Source organism: Pontivivens nitratireducens, from assembly GCF_014235845.1.
In the GTDB taxonomy this organism is placed as follows: Bacteria; Pseudomonadota; Alphaproteobacteria; order Rhodobacterales; family Rhodobacteraceae; genus Pontivivens; species Pontivivens nitratireducens.
The window spans coordinates 1-19,075 of record NZ_JACJUQ010000026.1 but is presented as its reverse complement, the minus strand read 5'-3'; the positions used below and the strand labels follow the sequence as shown (position 1 = coordinate 19,075).

Below are 19,075 nucleotides of genomic sequence, written 5' to 3'. Positions count from 1 at the left end.
CAGTTCTACTTCCGCACGACGGACGTGACCGGCACGGTGATCCTTCCCGAGGGCACCGAGATGGTGATGCCTGGCGACAACCTGAAGTTCGACGTGGAGCTGATCCAGCCGATCGCGATGGAAGAGAAGCTGCGCTTCGCCATCCGTGAAGGCGGCCGCACCGTCGGCGCTGGCGTCGTCTCCAAAATCCACGAGTAAGCGTACTCGTCGACACTGCGAAGCGCCGTCGCAACCATGTTGCGGCGGCGTTTTGCGTTTGATGCCACCGATCCCATTTGATGCCAGAGTGTCAGAATGACCGAACTTATCCTCAGCTCCCTGATTCTCGATGGTCCCCGAAAAGGGCAGGTATGCCCACGTGAGGAAGTGGAACCTCTGCTGGATGCGGAAACATTGCTGTGGGCGCATCTGGACGCGGATCATCCGGATGCGGATGCGTTTCTCGACCGGCATCTGCCCTATGTCCACGATATGCTGCACGAAGCGCTGGTCGCCGACGACACGCGCCCCCGCTGCGTCGCCGTCGGGGGCGGGGCGCTGATCATGCTGCGCGGCGTGAACCTGCAGGCAGGTGCCCTACCTGAAGACATGATCTCGATCCGGTTGTGGATAGACGCCCGGCGTGTGGTCACCTTGCGCAAGCGAAACCTGAAGACGGTGGAGGACTTGCAGGCGAATATACGTTCAGGCCAGGGCCCGACCACCCCCGGTGCCTTCATAGCGGATTTCGCGAGACTTCTGACGGAGCGGATGGAACCGCTTTTGGATACGTTAGAGGACACGGTCGCCGCGCAGGAGCAGAATGTGCTGGACGCGCCCGGCCCGGAATTGCGGCGCGAGATTGCCGCGACCAGACGGCAAATGATTATCTTGCGGCGCTATATCGCACCTCAGCGCGACGCGATGCGGGCCTTGAAGGAGTTGAATGTTGACTGGTTGATGCCCGACGATCATCACGACCTGCAGGAAACGGCTGATCGCGTGATGCGGCATGTCGAGGATTTGGACATGCTGCGTGAACGCGCGCAGGTCATTCGGGATGAATTGGCGAACATTCTATCAGATCGGATGAACAGAAATCTCTATACGCTCGCGGTGTTGTCAGCGGTATTTCTGCCACTGGGGTTCATAACCGGATTGTTGGGAGTAAATGTCGGGGGCATTCCCGGGGCAACCGCATCATGGGCCTTTGCTGCGCTGTGCGGCGTTCTGGCCATGATTGGCGGAGCGATTCTCTTGATGCTGTGGCGGCGCGGCTGGATGTAGCCGCGCCTACCATTTCTCAGGCATTCCTCAGGACGCGTTCGCGTCGATCATCTGATAGACTTCGTTCTGGCTCAACGTCAGCACAACGCCGCCCTGCGTCCTCTCCGCGCCCTGCGCCGAAAGCGAGATGGTGTCGAGGGTGCCGGGCATATCCTCATCCAGAGCAACCCTGACACTTCTCAACTGTCCGTTCGGGCCTGCGTAGACGTCGTGTACTTTTCCGATGCGTTCGCCCTCAACCGTCAGGATCGATTCACCGATGGCTGCGAAGGTCAGGCCTTCGGTCTGGTTGACCGGCTGGGAATCCAGTTTGATCGGTCCTTCATCGGTCAATACATCCTGTGCGACGTTCATGATCGTGCGGTTTTCCGCAACCGTCATCGGCGGGACGAATTCCTGTGCCGACAGGCCCGTGCCCGCGATCAAGGCGATGGGTAAGATGAAATCAGCAGCTCTCCTCATAACAAATCCTTTCTTTTCAAATGCAACCGGCAATGCGGTCATATGTGCAGGAACAGATGCGCCCGAGGGCAGGTTCCCGATAAGGCATTCGGAATCAGGCAGATTTCGCTATGTGGTGCCAGATTCGCGAAAATGGATGCCAAAATGGATAGAATATGGCTTTCGCGGAATTTCAGCGTATTCGGCTGGTTTGCGCAAAGGCGCGGGCAGGCGGCCGGACTGGGACATTAACTGGGACATTAAGTGGTTTTGCCAACCTAAGGCGATCCTGACCATCAACGGGGTATTGCGTCTTTGTCGCAAAGCACGTAACTCACCGATCGTCGGCCGTGGCCCATAGGGGTATAGCTCAGTTGGTAGAGCATCGGTCTCCAAAACCGAGGGTCGTGGGTTCGAGTCCCCCTGCCCCTGCCAGACCGACATATTGCCACACCTTCTTCAAGGTGGCGCAAGGATGCTGAGGAGAAGACTGATGGCCAAGAGCAATCCCGCTGAATTCGTGCAGGAAGTCCGCGCTGAAACGGCGAAGGTCGTATGGCCGACTCGGCGCGAGGTGATCCTGACGACCGTGATGGTGTTCATCATGGCGATGATCGCGGCGCTGTTCTTCTTTTTCATCGACCGTCTGATCGCGTTCGGGTTGGAGCAGATTCTCCAGTTCGGCGCTTGATCTTCGGGCCTTGTGGGGCTAGACGCATCGAGACTTATCAGACAGCATGGCGCGCCAGATTCGGACGGCGCGCCTGATTTTGTTTGGGAACATTGAAATTCCGGGCCGGTAACGGCGCGCAAGCAAGGTGAAGACGCGACATGGCGAAGCGGTGGTACTCAGTTCACGTTCTCTCGAACTTCGAGAAGAAAGTCGCCGAGTCGATCATGGAGCAGGTCGAGCAAAAGGGCTTGCAGGACGAAATCACCGAGGTGCTGGTTCCCACGGAACAGGTCATCGAGGTGCGTCGCGGAAAGAAGGTCGAGACCGAGAAACGCTTCATGCCCGGCTACGTGCTGGTCAACATGGAGATGACGGACCGCGCCTATCACCTGATCAACGATACAAACCGCGTCACCGGTTTCCTGGGCCCCATGGGCAAGCCCTCGCCGCTGCGGCAGGCTGAGGTGGACCGGATCACGCAGACGGTTCAGGAGGGGGTCGAGAAGCCTCGCACCCTCATCACCTTCGACGTGGGCGAGCAGGTCACGGTCACGGACGGACCGTTCGAGAGCTTCGCCGGCATGGTCGAGGAAGTGGACGACGAGAATCAGCGCCTGAAGGTGACGGTCTCGATCTTTGGCCGGGCCACCCCGGTCGAACTGGAATTCACGCAAGTCCGCAAGGGCGAGTGAACGGCCTCGCTGGGCGAGGCTTAACCCCGTGGGAGGCGAGGGGCGCGCGCGCACCGGACCAGACCACATCACGAACTGCCCGAGGGTCGCGTCCCGAGGGTGTGAGTAGAGGAGGCCATCATGGCCAAGAAGGTAGCAGGGCAGCTGAAGCTTCAGGTGCCTGCCGGTAAGGCAAACCCGTCCCCGCCCGTCGGCCCGGCATTGGGTCAGCGCGGCATCAACATCATGGAATTCTGCAAGGCGTTCAACGCCAAGACGCAGGAAATGGAAGTCGGCGCCCCGTGCCCGACCGTGATCACCTACTACGTGGACAAGTCGTTCACGATGGAGATCAAGACCCCGCCCGCGTCCTATTATCTTAAGAAGGCCGCCAAGCTGAAATCCGGCGCCAAGACCCCTTCGCGTGAAGTGGCCGGCACCGTGACCGCAAAGCAGGTCCGTGAGATCGCCGAAGCGAAGATGGCCGATCTGAACGCCACCGACATCGATGGCGCCATGAAAATCATCCTGGGCTCCGCCCGGTCGATGGGCATCGAGGTGAAGTGATGGCCAAACTCGGTAAGCGCATGACGGCTGCGAAAGCCGCATTCGAAGGCAAGCACGAGATCTCCATCGACGAGGCGATCAGCCTGGTCAAGGGGAACGCAAAGGCCAAGTTCGACGAGACCGTCGAAATCGCGATGACGCTGGGCGTCGATCCGCGTCACGCGGACCAGATGGTGCGCGGCGTCGTGACCCTGCCCAACGGCACCGGCAAGACGGTTCGCGTGGCCGTGTTCGCCCGTGGCCCCAAGGCTGAGGAAGCGACCGAAGCGGGCGCGGACGTGGTCGGTGCCGAAGATTTGATGGAGCAGGTCCAGGCCGGCAACATCAACTTCGACCGCTGCATCGCGACCCCTGACATGATGCCGATCGTCGGACGTCTGGGCAAGATTCTGGGCCCGCGCAACCTGATGCCGAACCCGCGTGTCGGCACGGTGACGATGGACGTGAAGGCCGCCGTTGAGGCAGCCAAGGGCGGCGAAGTGCAGTTCAAGGCCGAGAAGGCCGGTGTGGTGCACGCAGGCGTCGGCAAGGTGTCCTTCGACGAGGCAGCCCTGGTCGAGAACGTCAAGGCGTTCGTGAACGCCGTGAACAAGGCGAAGCCGTCGGGCGCGAAGGGAACTTACATCAAGTCCATCGCCCTGACCTCCACCATGGGCCCCGGCGTCAAGCTTGACGTTGCAGGCTCCGTCGCGGAATAAGCGGCGCATACTGATTCCCCGCCGCGTGGCGGGGATGTTCCGGGGCAGGGTTACCTGCCCCATCCGTCCGAGACGGTGGGTGATCCGGCCTGCAAGCCAGAATGGATCGTAATTCCTGCCATAGACGGGGGACATGTTGAGGTTCTGCCCTCGGGCGGATCTTGGCGGGACCCCGGACGGGAACCCAAGGGATGGGCGTTCGCGCCCATCAACATGAGCCGGCGGGGGATACCTCGCCTAATATTGGAGCAACACTGTGGATAGAGCCCAAAAAGAATCGGTTGTGGCAGAGCTCAACCAGATTTTCACGGACTCTGGCGTCGTTGTAGTCTCGCACTACGTCGGCCTCTCGGTTGCCGAAATGACTGCGTTCCGTACTTCCGTCCGTGAGGCCGGGGGTGCAGTGCGTGTCGCCAAGAACAGGCTCGCCAAGATCGCCCTGGAAGGGACCCCTGCCGCTGGCATGGGCGACCTTCTGTCCGGCATGACCGTTATCGCCTACTCCGAAGACCCCGTGGCAGCAGCCAAGGCCGTCAACGAGTTCGCAAAGTCGAATGACAAACTGCAAGTCATCGGCGGCGCAATGGGCGACAACGTGCTTGATCCGGCCGGTGTGAAAGCTGTTGCGGCCATGCCGTCGCGTGAGGAGCTTATCGCTTCCATCGCGGCGTGCCTGGGTGCACCCGGCTCGAACATCGCGGGCGCCATCGGCGCACCTGCTTCCAACATCGCGTCGATCCTGTCGACGCTGGAAGAACGCGAAGCGGCGTAAGTCAAAGGCATACGGGAGGACGGTTTGGAGCGATACGCACCGGCCCGGACTCAACAGAACTGAAAGCATAGGAACAGACAAATGGCTGACCTCAAGAAACTCGCAGAAGAGATCGTGGGCCTGACCCTCCTCGAAGCTGCTGAACTGAAGAACATCCTCAAGGACGAGTACGGCATCGAGCCGGCAGCCGGTGGCGCCGTCATGATGGCTGGCCCTGCCGACGCAGGTGCCGCTGCTGAAGAGCAGACCGAGTTCGACGTGATCCTCAAGTCCGCAGGCGACAAGAAGATCAACGTGATCAAGGAAGTCCGCGCGATCACCGGCCTCGGCCTCAAGGAAGCCAAGGATCTGGTCGAAGCTGGCGGCAAGGCCGTCAAGGAAGCCGTGTCCAAGGAAGAAGCAGAAGAGATCAAGGGCAAGCTGGAAGCAGCTGGCGCCGAAGTCGAGCTCAAGTAATCCTTTTGAGAAACCTTTGCATCGCAAGGGTTGTAAAACCGGGGCTGGACGCGCATATGTGCGTGTCCAGCCTCAGCCGCTTCTCCTCCTGTGTCCGCCGACCTAAACGGATGGACCCAGCAGAAGGTGCGTTACATCCGGGTGCAGTGCGTGTGGGAGCGCACTGACAGAATGGGATGAACCCCCGATACGGGCTTTCGCCGGTGCCGCTGCCCAACGGTCACTGCGCGAGAACAGCACGAGGATACCTCACGCATGGTACAGACGTTTTCCGGTCACAAGCGGATCCGCCGTTTCTATGGAAAAATTCGCGAAGTCGCGAAAATGCCGAATCTCATCGAAGTGCAGAAGTCGTCTTACGACCTGTTCCTCGATTCGGGCGACGGCCCCCAGCCGACCGATGGAGAGGGCCTCATGGGCGTTTTCCAGTCGGTCTTCCCGATCAAGGATTTCAACGAAACCTCGATTCTGGAATTTGTGAAATACGAGCTCGAAGCCCCCAAATACGACGTCGAGGAATGCCAGCAGCGCGACATGACCTATGCCGCGCCGCTGAAGGTGACGCTGCGCCTGATCGTCTTCGAAGTCGATGAGGATACCGGCGCGCGATCCGTCAAGGACATCAAGGAGCAGGACGTCTATATGGGCGATCTGCCGCTGATGACCGAAAACGGCACCTTCGTCGTCAATGGCACCGAGCGGGTCATCGTCTCCCAGATGCACCGTTCCCCCGGTGTGTTCTTCGATCATGATCGGGGCAAGACGCATGCTTCCGGCAAGTTGCTGTTCGCCTCGCGGATCATTCCCTATCGCGGCTCGTGGCTAGATTTCGAGTTCGATGCGAAGGACATCGTCTTTGCGCGGATCGACCGTCGGCGCAAGCTGCCTGTCACCACGTTGCTCTATGCGCTCGGCCTGGATCAGGACGGCATCATGGAGGCGTATTACAACACCGTTACCTACCGCAATGTGAAGGATAAGGGTTGGGCGACCCCGTTCTTCCCGGACCGCATTCGCGGCACCAAGCCGACGCATGACATCGTCAACGCGGCCAATGGTGAAGTGATCGCGGAGGCCGGCAAGAAGGTCACGCCGCGTACCGTCAAACAGTTGAAGGACAGCGGTGAGGTCGAGGAAATCCTCGTGCCTTACGACGCGATCTTCGGACGGTCGATCGCGCGCGATATCGTGAACCCGAAAACCGGCTACATCTATGCCGAGGCCGGTGCGGAGATCACCGAGGAAATCCTGGCCGAGCTGGCCGAGGCCGGTCACGAGACCATTCCGACCCTCGACATCGATCACGTCAACGTGGGCCCCTATATCCGCAACACCATGGTGGCGGACAAGAACCTCAACCGCGACACCGCGCTGCTGGACATCTACCGCGTGATGCGTCCGGGTGAGCCGCCGACCGTCGAGGCTGCCTCGACGATGTTCGACGCGATGTTCTTCGATTCCGAGCGCTACGACCTGTCCGCGGTTGGCCGGGTGAAGATGAACATGCGTCTGGATCTGGATGCGCCTGACACCATGCGCACCCTGCGTCGTGAGGATATCATCGCCGTCATCAAGGCGCTGGTCGAACTGCGCGACGGCAAGGGCGATATCGACGATATCGACCACCTTGGAAACCGTCGTGTACGTTCCGTCGGTGAGCTGATGGAAAACCAGTACCGCGTCGGACTGCTGCGGATGGAGCGTGCCATCAAGGAGCGGATGTCATCGGTCGAGATCGACACGGTAATGCCGCAGGACCTGATCAACGCGAAGCCTGCCGCCGCCGCCGTGCGCGAATTCTTCGGCTCCTCGCAGCTGTCGCAGTTCATGGACCAGACGAACCCTCTGTCGGAAGTCACGCACAAGCGTCGTCTGTCCGCATTGGGGCCGGGCGGTCTGACGCGGGAGCGTGCCGGCTTCGAGGTACGCGACGTTCACCCGACCCATTATGGCCGGATGTGCCCGATCGAAACACCCGAAGGTCCGAATATCGGTCTGATCAACTCGCTGGCATCCTATGCCCGCGTCAACAAGTACGGCTTCATCGAGACTCCTTACCGCGTCGTTACGGACGGCAAGGTCACCGACGAAGTGCAGTACATGTCCGCGACCGAGGAAAGCCGCTACACCATCGCGCAGGCAAACGCCCGCATCGATGACGGCAACATGCTGGCCGATGATCTGGTTTCGACCCGGAAGGCAGGCGAGTTCGAGCTGAACCCGCCCGAGAACGTGACCCTGATCGACGTCAGCCCCAAACAGCTGGTCTCCGTCGCGGCGTCGCTGATCCCGTTCCTTGAGAATGATGACGCGAACCGCGCGCTGATGGGCTCGAACATGCAACGTCAGGCCGTTCCGCTGGTCAAGGCTGAGGCGCCTTTCGTCGGTACGGGTATCGAGGAAGTCGTGGCACGCGATTCCGGCGCGTCGATCACGGCGGCCCGCGAAGGCGTGGTCGATCAGGTCGATGCGATGCGGATCGTGATCCGCGCCACCGGCGATCTGCACCCGGGCGATGCGGGCGTGGATATCTACCGCCTGCGCAAGTTCCAGCGCTCCAACCAGAACACCTGTATCAACCAGCGTCCGCTGGTGAAGGTGGGTGACCGCGTCCGGCAGGGCGAGGTTGTGGCCGATGGCCCTTCCACCGATCTGGGCGAATTGGCCCTGGGCAAGAACGTGCTGGTCGCGTTCATGCCGTGGAATGGCTACAACTACGAGGATTCCATCCTGATCTCCGAGCGGATCGTGAAGGATGACGTGTTCACCTCCATCCACCTGGAGGAGTTCGAAGTCGCCGCGCGTGACACGAAACTCGGACCGGAGGAAGTGACCCGCGATATCCCCAATGTCGGTGAGGAAGCGCTGCGCAACCTCGACGAAGCCGGTATTGTTTATATCGGGGCCGAGGTCGGACCGGGCGATATTCTGGTCGGCAAGATCACGCCCAAGGGCGAGAGCCCGATGACGCCGGAGGAAAAACTCCTCCGCGCCATCTTCGGTGAGAAGGCATCCGACGTTCGCGACACCTCGCTGCGTCTGCCTCCGGGTGACTACGGTACGGTCGTCGAGGTTCGCGTGTTCAACCGCCACGGTGTGGACAAGGATGAGCGCGCGCTGCAGATCGAGCGTGAGGAAGTCGAACGGCTTCAGCGGGACAAGGACGATGAGCTCGCGATTCTGGAGCGCAACATCTACTCCCGCCTGCGTGAGATGCTCACGGGCAAGACGGTCGTGAAGGGGCCGAAGGGCATCAAGGCTGGCTCGGTCATCGACGACGACATGCTCGACAATACATTGAGCAAGGGTCTGTGGTGGCAGCTCGCGCTGGAGGAAGAGGACGACGCAAAGGGTGTCGAGGCGCTGCAAGGCCAGTTCGACGCGCAAAAGCGTACGCTCGACCGCCGGTTCGAGGACAAGGTCGACAAGGTTCGCCGTGGCGACGACCTGCCGCCGGGCGTGATGAAGATGGTCAAGGTCTTCATCGCTGTGAAGCGCAAGCTTCAGCCAGGCGACAAGATGGCGGGCCGTCACGGCAACAAGGGTGTCATCTCCCGCGTTGTGCCTGAGGAGGATATGCCCTTCCTCGCCGATGGTACGCCGGTCGATTTCGTTCTGAACCCGCTGGGCGTTCCGTCGCGGATGAACGTTGGTCAGATCCTTGAGACGCACATGGGCTGGGCCGCGCGCGGTCTGGGTGAGAGCATCGCAAACTCGCTGGATGAGTATCGCCGTTCCGGTGACATGACCCCGGTGAAGGACGCGATGAAGATCGCCTATGGTGAGGACGTGTACAACGAATCCACCGCCGACATGACCGATGAGGAGTTCCTGGAGGCCGCGGGCAACGTGACCCGTGGTGTTCCGATCGCGACGCCGGTCTTCGACGGCGCGAAGGAGCCTGACGTCAACGATGCGCTGCGGCGTGCCGGTCTGGACGAAAGCGGCCAGTCTGTCGTCTTCGACGGCCGGACGGGTGAGCAGTTCGCGCGTAAAGTGACGGTGGGGGTCAAGTACCTGCTGAAACTGCACCACCTGGTGGACGACAAGATCCACGCCCGTTCGACCGGGCCGTACTCCCTCGTCACGCAGCAGCCGCTGGGTGGTAAGGCACAGTTCGGTGGCCAGCGCTTCGGTGAGATGGAGGTCTGGGCGCTGGAAGCGTACGGTGCCGCCTACACCTTGCAGGAGATGCTGACGGTGAAGTCGGATGACGTCGCGGGCCGGACCAAGGTCTATGAGGCTATCGTGAAGGGCGAGAATGACTTCGAGGCCGGTGTGCCTGAATCGTTCAACGTTCTCGTCAAGGAAATCCGGTCGCTCGGTCTGAATATCGAGCTGCTGGATTCCGAAGCGGAGTGATCGCAAGGCCGGGGGCGGACCGCCGCCCCCGTCTAGCGGCCCGAGGGCCGCGTATTGCCAATGACAGATAGGATCACAAGATGAACCAAGAGCTTATCAACAACCCGTTCAGCCCGGTTGCCCCGCTCAAGACTTTCGACGAGATCAAGATCTCTCTGGCCTCGCCGGAGCGGATCCTGAGCTGGTCCTTCGGTGAGATCAAGAAGCCGGAAACCATCAACTACCGGACCTTCAAGCCCGAGCGGGACGGCCTGTTCTGCGCCCGGATTTTTGGCCCGATCAAGGATTACGAGTGCCTGTGCGGCAAGTACAAGCGCATGAAATATCGCGGTGTGACCTGCGAAAAATGCGGCGTCGAAGTGACGTTGCAAAAGGTCCGTCGTGAGCGGATGGGCCACATCGAACTGGCCGCGCCCGTCGCGCATATCTGGTTCCTGAAATCGCTGCCCAGCCGCATCGGCCTGATGCTGGACATGACGCTGCGCGATCTGGAGCGGATCCTGTATTTCGAGCAGTACGTGGTGATCGAGCCCGGCCTGACCGAACTGACCAAGGGTCAGCTGCTGACCGAGGAAGAGTTCCTCGACGCCGAGGATCTGTACGGTGCCGATGCGTTCCGCTGCGGCATCGGCGCAGAGGCGATCCGCGAAATGCTGGCCGATATCGACCTGGATGCGGAGGCAGAGCAACTGCGCGCCGATCTGGCCGAGGCAACCGGCGAGTTGAAGCCCAAGAAGATCATGAAGCGTCTGAAACTGGTCGAGAACTTCCTCGATTCCGGTAACCGGCCCGAATGGATGATTCTGACCGTGATCCCCGTGATCCCGCCGGAGCTGCGCCCGCTGGTGCCGCTGGATGGTGGCCGTTTCGCGACCTCCGATCTCAACGATCTGTATCGCCGGGTCATCAACCGGAACAACCGCCTGAAGCGTCTGATCGAGTTGCGCGCGCCGGACATCATCATTCGTAACGAAAAGCGGATGTTGCAGGAATCCGTCGATGCGCTGTTCGACAATGGCCGTCGCGGCCGCGTTATCACGGGTGCGAACAAGCGTCCGTTGAAGTCGCTGTCCGATATGCTCAAGGGCAAGCAGGGCCGCTTCCGTCAGAACCTTCTGGGCAAGCGGGTCGATTTCTCGGGCCGTTCGGTCATCGTGACCGGCCCCGAACTGAAGCTGCACCAATGTGGCCTGCCCAAGAAGATGGCGCTGGAGCTGTTCAAGCCGTTCATCTACTCGCGTCTCGACGCGAAGGGCCTCAGCTCGACCGTCAAGCAGGCGAAAAAGCTGGTCGAAAAGGAGCGCCCCGAAGTTTGGGATATCCTCGACGAGGTGATCCGCGAGCATCCGGTGATGCTCAACCGTGCGCCGACATTGCACCGTCTGGGCATCCAGGCGTTCGAACCGGTTCTGATCGAAGGCAAGGCGATCCAGCTGCACCCGCTGGTCTGCTCCGCGTTCAACGCCGATTTCGACGGCGACCAGATGGCGGTTCACGTTCCCCTCAGCATGGAGGCGCAGCTTGAGGCGCGCGTCCTGATGATGTCGACGAACAACGTCCTGTCGCCTGCCAACGGCAAGCCGATCATCGTGCCGTCTCAGGATATGATCCTCGGCCTGTACTACATCACGCTGGCGCGGGATGGGCAAAAGGGTGAGGGCATGATCTTCGGCTCGATCGAAGAGGTCGATCACGCGCTGAACGCCGGCACCGTGCACCTGCATTCCAAGATTACCGCGCGCATTCCGCAGGTGAACGAGGACGGTGAGACTGTGATGCAGCGGTTCGAAACCACGCCGGGCCGTCTGCGTCTGGGCGCGCTGCTGCCGCTGAACGCGAAGGCACCGTTCGACATCGTCAACCGCCTGCTGCGCAAGAAGGAGGTGGCCGAGGTCATCGACACCGTCTACCGCCATTGCGGTCAGAAGGAATCGGTTATCTTCTGCGACCAGATCATGACCCTCGGCTTTACCGAGGCGTTCAAGGCCGGCATCTCGTTCGGCAAGGACGACATGGTCATTCCCGACTCCAAGTGGACCATCGTTGAGGCGGTTCGCGATCAGGTGAAGGAATTCGAGCGCCAGTACATGGACGGTCTGATCACTCAGGGCGAAAAGTACAACAAGGTGGTCGATGCCTGGTCCCAGTGCTCCGACACCGTGGCCGACGCGATGATGGCGGAAATCTCCGCCATGCGGAAGGACGATGCCGGTGCCGAGATGGAACCGAACTCGGTCTACATGATGTCGCATTCCGGTGCCCGTGGCTCCCCCGCTCAGATGAAGCAGCTGGGCGGTATGCGCGGCCTGATGGCCAAGCCGTCGGGTGAGATCATCGAGACGCCGATCGTGTCGAACTTCAAGGAAGGTCTGACCGTGGCGGAGTACTTCAACTCCACCCACGGTGCCCGTAAGGGTCTGGCCGACACCGCGCTCAAGACCGCGAACTCCGGCTATCTGACCCGGCGTCTGGTGGACGTGGCGCAGGACTGCATCGTCAAGATCGACGATTGCGGAACCGACAAGTCGATCACCGCATCTGCCGTCATCACCGATGGCGATGTCGTGGCCAGCCTGTCCGAGCGTATTCTGGGTCGCGTCGCGGCAGAGGATGTGCTGGACCCCGCGGATGAGACACGTGTCATCTGCAAGGAAGGTGAGCTGATCGACGAGCGTATGGCCGATCTGATCGAAGGCGCTGCCGTGCAGTCGATGAAGATGCGTTCGCCGCTGACATGTGAAGCGGACGATGGTATCTGCGCACAGTGCTACGGTCGCGACCTTGCACGCGGGACCAAGGTGAATCCTGGTGAAGCTGTTGGCATTATCGCCGCGCAGTCCATCGGGGAACCCGGCACGCAGCTGACGATGCGGACATTCCACATCGGCGGCATCGCGCAGGGTGGTTCGCAATCCTATCTGGAGGCGACGCAGCCCGGTAAGGTCGAGCTTCGCAACAAGAACGTCATCACCAACTCCTCGGGTGAGGTGATCGTTCTGGGCCGCAACATGTCCATCGCGATCATTGATGAGCATGGCGTGGCGCGGGCCGAGTACAAGATGGCCTATGGTTCGACCCTGCTGATCGCGGAAGGTCAGGAAATCGCCCGCGGTGACAAGCTCGCCGAGTGGGATCCCTACACCTTGCCGATCATCGCCGAGAAGGACGGAACCGCGAAGTTCGTTGACCTGACGCCCGGTATCTCCGTGCGTGAGGATACGGATGATGCGACCGGCATTTCCCAGCGGATCGTTTCGGATTGGCGCGCGGCCCCCAAGGGCAACGAACTGAAGCCGGCGATCATCCTCGCGGACGCCGAAGGGGAGCCTGTGCGTCTGGACAACGACAACCCGGCTGCCTACGCGATGTCGGTGGACGCAATTCTGTCGGTCGAGGACGGGCAGGACATGAAGGCCGGCGACGTGCTGGCGCGTATCCCGCGTGAGGGCGCGAAGACGAAGGACATCACCGGTGGTCTGCCGCGTGTTGCCGAACTCTTCGAGGCACGCCGTCCCAAGGATCACGCGATCATCGCGGAGCAGGACGGCTATGTCCGGTTCGGCAAGGACTACAAGAACAAGCGTCGTATCACGCTCGAACCCGCCGACGACACGATGGAAGCGGTCGAGTACCTGGTGCCCAAGGGCAAGCACATCCCCGTGGCCGAAGGCGACTTCGTCCAGAAGGGTGAGTACATCATGGACGGCAACCCGGCCCCCCATGACATCCTCGCCATTCTGGGGATCGAGGCGCTGGCGGACTACCTCATAAACGAGGTTCAGGACGTCTATCGTTTGCAGGGTGTGAAGATCAACGACAAGCACATCGAGGTGATCGTTCGCCAGATGCTGCAAAAGTGGGAGATCACTGAATCCGGTGGAACCACGCTGTTGAAGGGTGAGCAGGTCGACAAGATCGAGTTCGACGAGGCGAACGAAAAGGCGATCTCCAAGGGTGGGGCCCCTGCGAAGGGTGCGCCGATCCTGCTGGGGATTACCAAAGCTTCGCTTCAGACACGCTCGTTCATTTCGGCGGCTTCGTTCCAGGAAACCACGCGGGTGCTGACGGAGGCATCCACGCAGGGCAAGCGGGACAAGCTGATCGGCTTGAAGGAAAACGTCATCGTCGGCCGGTTGATCCCGGCAGGCACCGGGGGCGCCACCCACGACATCAAGCGTGTGGCACAGGAGCGCGACAACAAGGTCATCGCCCAGCGTCAGAAGGAGGCGCAGGCCGCCTTGGCCAAGGCAGAGGCGGAAGCCGCAGCCGAGGAACCCGCTGACGAGTAATCCCTCGTCACATGAATTTGGAAAAGCCCCGGTCCGCGCACCGGGGCTTTTTCGTTTCGAACGATGACTTCCCTGAGAGGCAGCTTCACCGGCTCTTTTCACGGGAGGTGGCGGAACCTACCTTGAAGCAAACAGGTTCAGGAGTACGCCATGCTACGCAATGCCCTATCTTCGATCGCAATATCGCTCATGCTCGTCGTGCCAGCGGTCGCGCAGGAGCAGCAACAGGAGGCCCTGGCCGAGGAGGTCCTGCTGCTCAACGGCTTCGACACGCTGACGGAGGATCAGGCCCGCAATCTGGCCAAGGCACCCGAGGGCACCGCCGAGGCCGACCCGAATCTGGCGAATGCCTGGAGCCGGCTGGGTGCCAGATTCTTCGCGCCCGAGCCTGTGTTCGATGCGGCGGCGGCAGAATTGGCGGACCTCGCCAGCGTCGAGGAGCTGGAGACCCTCCGCGATTTCTTCGCATCGGGGCTGGGTCAGCGTGTGACCGCGCTGGAGGAGGCGAGCCAGACGCCCGACATGGACGATGTGAACCAGACTGAGCTGGGCCATGCCATTCTGGCGAACGACACCGACGCGGACCGTCTGGAGGCTTTGCAACGCCTGGCGCTGGCCTTCGGCACGCCAGAAGAAACGGCAGCGATGAGCCTGAATACCCAGTTCGTCTTTCAAAAGGCCCTGAACGAGAATCTGGGCCGCGGGATTCCCGAGGCCGACCTGCTGGCGATGATCATCACGCAGCAGGACGATATGATCGACAGATTGCGCACCGAGTCGGTGGCGGGGAAGGCGTTCGTCTATCAGTCGCTGTCCGTGGACGAACTGAACGCCTATAGCGAACTGCTCGAAAGCGAAGCTGGCAAAAAGATGTACGATGCCGTAGAAGCCGGCATGGCGCAGGAATTGCACAGTCAAATGAGAGACTTCGCAGCCGCCTTGGGCGCCGCGGTCGGGGCCGAGAACATTTGACGTGGCGCCATTTTTCCCGCATGGGAATGGCTGGTTGACACCATGAAGACTCGGGCGTAGTTTCCGCCCACTTTCATAGGGCCGATTGGTCCCTTGAATACGATATAGCCGAAACTGGCGATGCATGATCCGGGCAGATGCCCCGATCCTCTGAAATTCACGCCATTGCGATCCTCAAGGGGGTCGCGGTGGCTCGTGCGTGCCATGAGGCGCGCATCAGGGCGTTGAACGAACGATAGGGCGAGATAGAATGCCGACGATTCAACAGCTGATCCGCAAGCCGCGGCAGCCAAAGGTCAAGCGCTCGAAGTCGCAGCATCTGGAGGGTTGCCCCCAGAAGCGCGGCGTCTGTACGCGTGTTTACACTACGACTCCGAAGAAGCCGAACTCCGCTATGCGGAAAGTTGCGAAGGTTCGCCTGACCAACGGCTACGAGGTGATTTCCTACATCCCGGGTGAAAGCCACAACCTTCAGGAGCACTCCGTGGTTCTGATTCGTGGCGGCCGGGTGAAGGATCTTCCCGGCGTCCGCTACCACATCCTTCGCGGTGTGCTCGATACGCAAGGCGTCAAGGATCGTCGCCAGCGTCGTTCGAAGTACGGCGCGAAGCGTCCGAAATAAGAAGGAGTTCGCGAGATGTCACGTCGCCATCGCGCCGAGAAACGGGAAGTGCTGCCTGACGCCAAGTATGGCGACAAGGTGCTGACCAAATTCATGAATAACCTGATGTACGACGGCAAGAAATCTGCCGCCGAAAGCATCGTGTACGGCGCGATGACCCGTGTCGAGGAGCGCATCAAGCGTGAGCCGATCGAGGTCTTCCACGAGGCGCTGGACAACATCAAACCGGCCCTGGAAGTTCGTTCCCGCCGGGTTGGTGGTGCGACCTATCAGGTCCCTGTCGAGGTCCGTCCCGAGCGGCGTGAGGCGCTGGCGATTCGCTGGCTCATCAACGCATCTCGCGCCCGCAACGAGAACACGATGGAAGAGCGCCTCGCAGGCGAGCTGCTCGACGCCGTGAACTCGCGCGGAACGGCCGTGAAGAAACGCGAAGACACGCACAAGATGGCAGAGGCGAACAAGGCCTTCTCCCATTACCGCTGGTAATTCGAGCCTAGAGGACCATCCACATGGCACGCGACTATCCCCTTGAGCGCTACCGGAACTTTGGAATCATGGCGCATATCGATGCAGGTAAGACCACCTGCACCGAGCGGATTCTGTTTTATACCGGCAAGTCTCACAAGATCGGCGAAGTCCACGACGGCGCCGCGACCATGGACTGGATGGAGCAGGAGCAGGAGCGTGGCATCACGATCACCTCTGCTGCGACGACCACGTTCTGGGAGCGTACGTCGTCCGGTGACGAAGCCGAGACGCCGAAGCACCGCTTCAACATCATCGACACGCCCGGTCACGTGGACTTTACCATCGAGGTCGAGCGTTCGCTCGCCGTTCTCGACGGCGCGGTTTGCGTGCTCGACGCGAATGCCGGTGTTGAGCCGCAGACCGAGACCGTCTGGCGTCAGGCCGACCGGTACAAGGTTCCACGGATCGTGTTCGTCAACAAGATGGACAAGATCGGCGCTGACTTCGACAACTGCGTCGACATGATCCGCAAGCGGACCGGCGCGCGTGCGATGCCGATCCAGATTCCGATTGGTGCCGAGACGGAGCTGGAAGGCATCGTCGATCTGGTCACCATGGAAGAGTGGACTTGGGTCGGTGAAGATCTCGGTGCCTCCTGGACCCGTCAGCCCATCCGCGATTCCCTCAAGGATCGCTGTGATGAGCTGCGCGCGGAAATGATCGAACTCGCCGTCGAAATGGACGACGACGTCATGGAAGCATATCTGGACGGCACTGAGCCGGATGTCGCGACCCTGCGCAAGCTGATCCGCAAGGGCACACTCTCGATGTCCTTCGTTCCCGTGCTGGCCGGTTCCGCGTTCAAGAACAAGGGTGTTCAGCCCCTGTTGAACGCTGTGATCGACTATCTGCCCGGTCCTCTCGACGTTCCTGCCTATATGGGCTTCAAGCCGGGCGACGAGACGGAAACCCGCGATCAGGCACGTCACGCCGATGATAGCGAGCCGTTCTCCGGTCTTGCATTCAAGATCATGAACGATCCGTTCATGGGCACGCTGACCTTCACCCGCGTCTACTCCGGCATGGTCAAGAAGGGCGACAGCTTCCTGAACTCGACCAAGGGCAAGAAAGAGCGCATCGGCCGTATGGTCATGATGCACTCCAACAACCAGGAAGAGATCCAGGAAGCGTTCGCGGGCGACATCATCGCGCTTGCGGGCCTGAAGGATACGACGACGGGCGACACGCTTTGCGCGATCAACGCTCCGGTCGTTCTGGAAACGATGACGTTCCCCGATCCCGTGATCGAGATCGCCGTCGAGCCCAAGACGAAGGCGGACCAGGAGAAGATGTCTCAGGGGCTGGCGCGTCTGGCTGCCGAGGATCCCTCCTTCCGCGTGGAAACTGATCTCGAATCCGGTCAGACCATCATGAAGGGCATGGGTGAACTTCACCTCGATATCCTGGTTGACCGCCTCAAGCGGGAATTCAAGGTCGAGGCGAATATCGGTGCGCCGCAGGTTGCCTATCGTGAGACGATCTCCCGCGAGGCCGAAATCGACTACACCCACAAGAAGCAATCTGGTGGTACGGGTCAGTTCGCTCGCGTCAAGATGATCATCACGCCGACGGAGCCGGGCGAGGGTTATTCGTTCGAATCCAAGATCGTCGGCGGTGCCGTGCCCAAGGAGTATATCCCAGGCGTGGAAAAGGGCATCAAGTCCGTCATGGACAGCGGGCCTCTGGCCGGCTTCCCCGTGATCGACTTCAAGGTCGCCCTGATCGACGGCGCGTTCCACGATGTCGACTCCAGCGTGCTGGCGTTCGAGATCGCGGCGCGGATGGGTATGCGTGAAGGTCTGCGCAAGGCTGGCGCGAAGCTGCTCGAACCGATGATGAAAGTCGAAGTTCTGACACCGGAAGAATACACCGGGTCGATCATCGGCGATCTGACCTCGCGTCGGGGCATGGTGCAGGGGCAGGATACGCGCGGCAACGCGATCGTCATCGATGCCTTCGTACCGCTGGCCAACATGTTCGGCTACATCAACAACCTGCGTTCCATGTCTTCGGGCCGGGCACAGTTCTCGATGCAGTTCGATCACTACGATGCGGTCCCGTCCAACATCTCGGAAGAGATTCAGGCGAAGTTCGCTTAAGGAGCCGGCTCGATGTTGCGCAGCGCATTTATCGGTGGATTGGCGGCTTTGTCGCTTGTGGGGTGCTCGGAGCCCGGTGTGACGGAATATGTCGCACCGACTCTGGACGCCTCGACGATCCGCGCCGTTACCTTCACAGGTGCGACGGTAGATGCGCGCACGCTACGGGCCGATATCGAGACCCCCGATTTCAACTCGATCACCGTACGTACGGAGGTCGAGCGGGCCGCACAGAGAGAGCTGGTCTGGGATATCGGGGGAACGCGTCCGGCGCGGGTCGAACTGGTGGTGACGGACCTGACCTTCGACGGTGACGAAGCTGGCCTTTTCGGCCGGGGTGTCGCCGTTATGCGCGGAACAGTGTCCCTGGTGGACGCAGCTACGGGGGCGGAGATTGTCGCCCCCACCGAGATTTTCTCGACCGGTATCGGTTGGGTGGCGGATGGCACGCAGCCTGACATCACCCAGGCCGATAGCGGCACCGAGTTGACTGAATTGGCGGAGCAGTTCGTTGCTCGCGCCCGGCGGGTGCTTCTGGGCGCCTGAACGACGAAACACTTGCAATCCTGAAGGGGACTGAGCATGGCGAAGGCAAAGTTCGAGCGGACGAAACCGCACGTAAACATCGGAACGATTGGTCACGTTGATCACGGCAAGAC

General features: G+C 60.8%; 16 protein-coding genes and 1 tRNA gene. 16 read left to right on the top strand and 1 reads right to left on the bottom strand.

Annotated elements, in window-relative coordinates; genetic code table 11:
• Positions 1-198 (top strand): EF-Tu C-terminal domain-related protein (locus tag H1S03_RS16620; protein ID WP_488260097.1); only part of this gene is annotated, 198 nt, incomplete at its 5' end.
• 96 nt (positions 199-294) lie between these two features.
• Positions 295-1,266 (top strand): zinc transporter ZntB, encoded by a 972-nt coding sequence (locus H1S03_RS16615; protein ID WP_185805251.1) that lies wholly within the window; start codon positions 295-297, stop codon positions 1,264-1,266.
• A gap of 27 nt (positions 1,267-1,293) precedes the next feature.
• Here H1S03_RS16615 and H1S03_RS16610 read toward each other — a convergent pair whose 3' ends face one another.
• A complete protein-coding gene (locus tag H1S03_RS16610) occupies positions 1,294-1,728 on the bottom strand; it encodes a hypothetical protein (RefSeq protein ID WP_185805250.1) in 435 nt (144 codons plus the stop codon).
• 338 nt (positions 1,729-2,066) lie between these two features.
• Here H1S03_RS16610 and H1S03_RS16605 point away from each other — a divergent pair.
• From H1S03_RS16605 to H1S03_RS16540, 14 genes are all read left to right on the top strand, one after another.
• Positions 2,067-2,142, top strand: a tRNA-Trp gene (locus H1S03_RS16605).
• 58 nt (positions 2,143-2,200) lie between these two features.
• Positions 2,201-2,398: a preprotein translocase subunit SecE gene (gene secE / locus H1S03_RS16600; RefSeq protein ID WP_185805249.1), complete on the top strand. Its 198-nt coding sequence runs from the start codon at positions 2,201-2,203 to the stop codon at positions 2,396-2,398.
• A gap of 140 nt (positions 2,399-2,538) precedes the next feature.
• On the top strand, positions 2,539-3,072 hold the full coding sequence (gene nusG, locus H1S03_RS16595; RefSeq protein WP_166189181.1) for a transcription termination/antitermination protein NusG: 534 nt from the start codon (positions 2,539-2,541) through the stop codon (positions 3,070-3,072).
• A gap of 120 nt (positions 3,073-3,192) precedes the next feature.
• Positions 3,193-3,618, top strand: a complete 426-nt coding sequence (gene rplK / locus H1S03_RS16590) for a 50S ribosomal protein L11 (RefSeq protein ID WP_166189184.1) — start codon at positions 3,193-3,195, stop codon at positions 3,616-3,618.
• On the top strand, positions 3,618-4,316 hold the full coding sequence (gene rplA, locus H1S03_RS16585; RefSeq protein ID WP_166189186.1) for a 50S ribosomal protein L1: 699 nt from the start codon (positions 3,618-3,620) through the stop codon (positions 4,314-4,316). Before rplK ends, rplA begins: the two co-directional genes overlap by 1 nt.
• 256 nt (positions 4,317-4,572) lie before the next feature.
• On the top strand, positions 4,573-5,088 hold the full coding sequence (gene rplJ / locus H1S03_RS16580; RefSeq protein WP_166189189.1) for a 50S ribosomal protein L10: 516 nt from the start codon (positions 4,573-4,575) through the stop codon (positions 5,086-5,088).
• Positions 5,089-5,169: 81 nt separating this feature from the next.
• On the top strand, positions 5,170-5,544 hold the full coding sequence (rplL, locus tag H1S03_RS16575) for a 50S ribosomal protein L7/L12 (protein WP_166189191.1): 375 nt from the start codon (positions 5,170-5,172) through the stop codon (positions 5,542-5,544).
• Positions 5,545-5,799: 255 nt separating this feature from the next.
• Entirely contained in the window at positions 5,800-9,906 is a 4,107-nt protein-coding gene (gene rpoB, locus H1S03_RS16570) for a DNA-directed RNA polymerase subunit beta (RefSeq protein WP_185805248.1), read from the top strand.
• Positions 9,907-9,986: 80 nt separating this feature from the next.
• Positions 9,987-14,195 (top strand): DNA-directed RNA polymerase subunit beta', encoded by a 4,209-nt coding sequence (gene rpoC / locus H1S03_RS16565; protein ID WP_185805247.1) that lies wholly within the window; start codon positions 9,987-9,989, stop codon positions 14,193-14,195.
• A gap of 150 nt (positions 14,196-14,345) precedes the next feature.
• Positions 14,346-15,167, top strand: coding sequence for a hypothetical protein (locus tag H1S03_RS16560; protein ID WP_185805246.1), 822 nt, complete (start codon positions 14,346-14,348; stop codon positions 15,165-15,167).
• Positions 15,168-15,417: 250 nt separating this feature from the next.
• Positions 15,418-15,789, top strand: a complete 372-nt coding sequence (gene rpsL, locus H1S03_RS16555) for a 30S ribosomal protein S12 (protein WP_166189201.1) — start codon at positions 15,418-15,420, stop codon at positions 15,787-15,789.
• 15 nt (positions 15,790-15,804) lie between these two features.
• Positions 15,805-16,275, top strand: coding sequence for a 30S ribosomal protein S7 (gene rpsG, locus H1S03_RS16550; RefSeq protein WP_166189203.1), 471 nt, complete (start codon positions 15,805-15,807; stop codon positions 16,273-16,275).
• A gap of 23 nt (positions 16,276-16,298) precedes the next feature.
• Entirely contained in the window at positions 16,299-18,416 is a 2,118-nt protein-coding gene (fusA, locus tag H1S03_RS16545; protein WP_185805245.1) for an elongation factor G, read from the top strand.
• A gap of 12 nt (positions 18,417-18,428) precedes the next feature.
• Positions 18,429-18,962, top strand: coding sequence for a hypothetical protein (locus H1S03_RS16540; protein WP_185805244.1), 534 nt, complete (start codon positions 18,429-18,431; stop codon positions 18,960-18,962).
• Positions 18,963-19,075 lie beyond the last annotated feature (113 nt).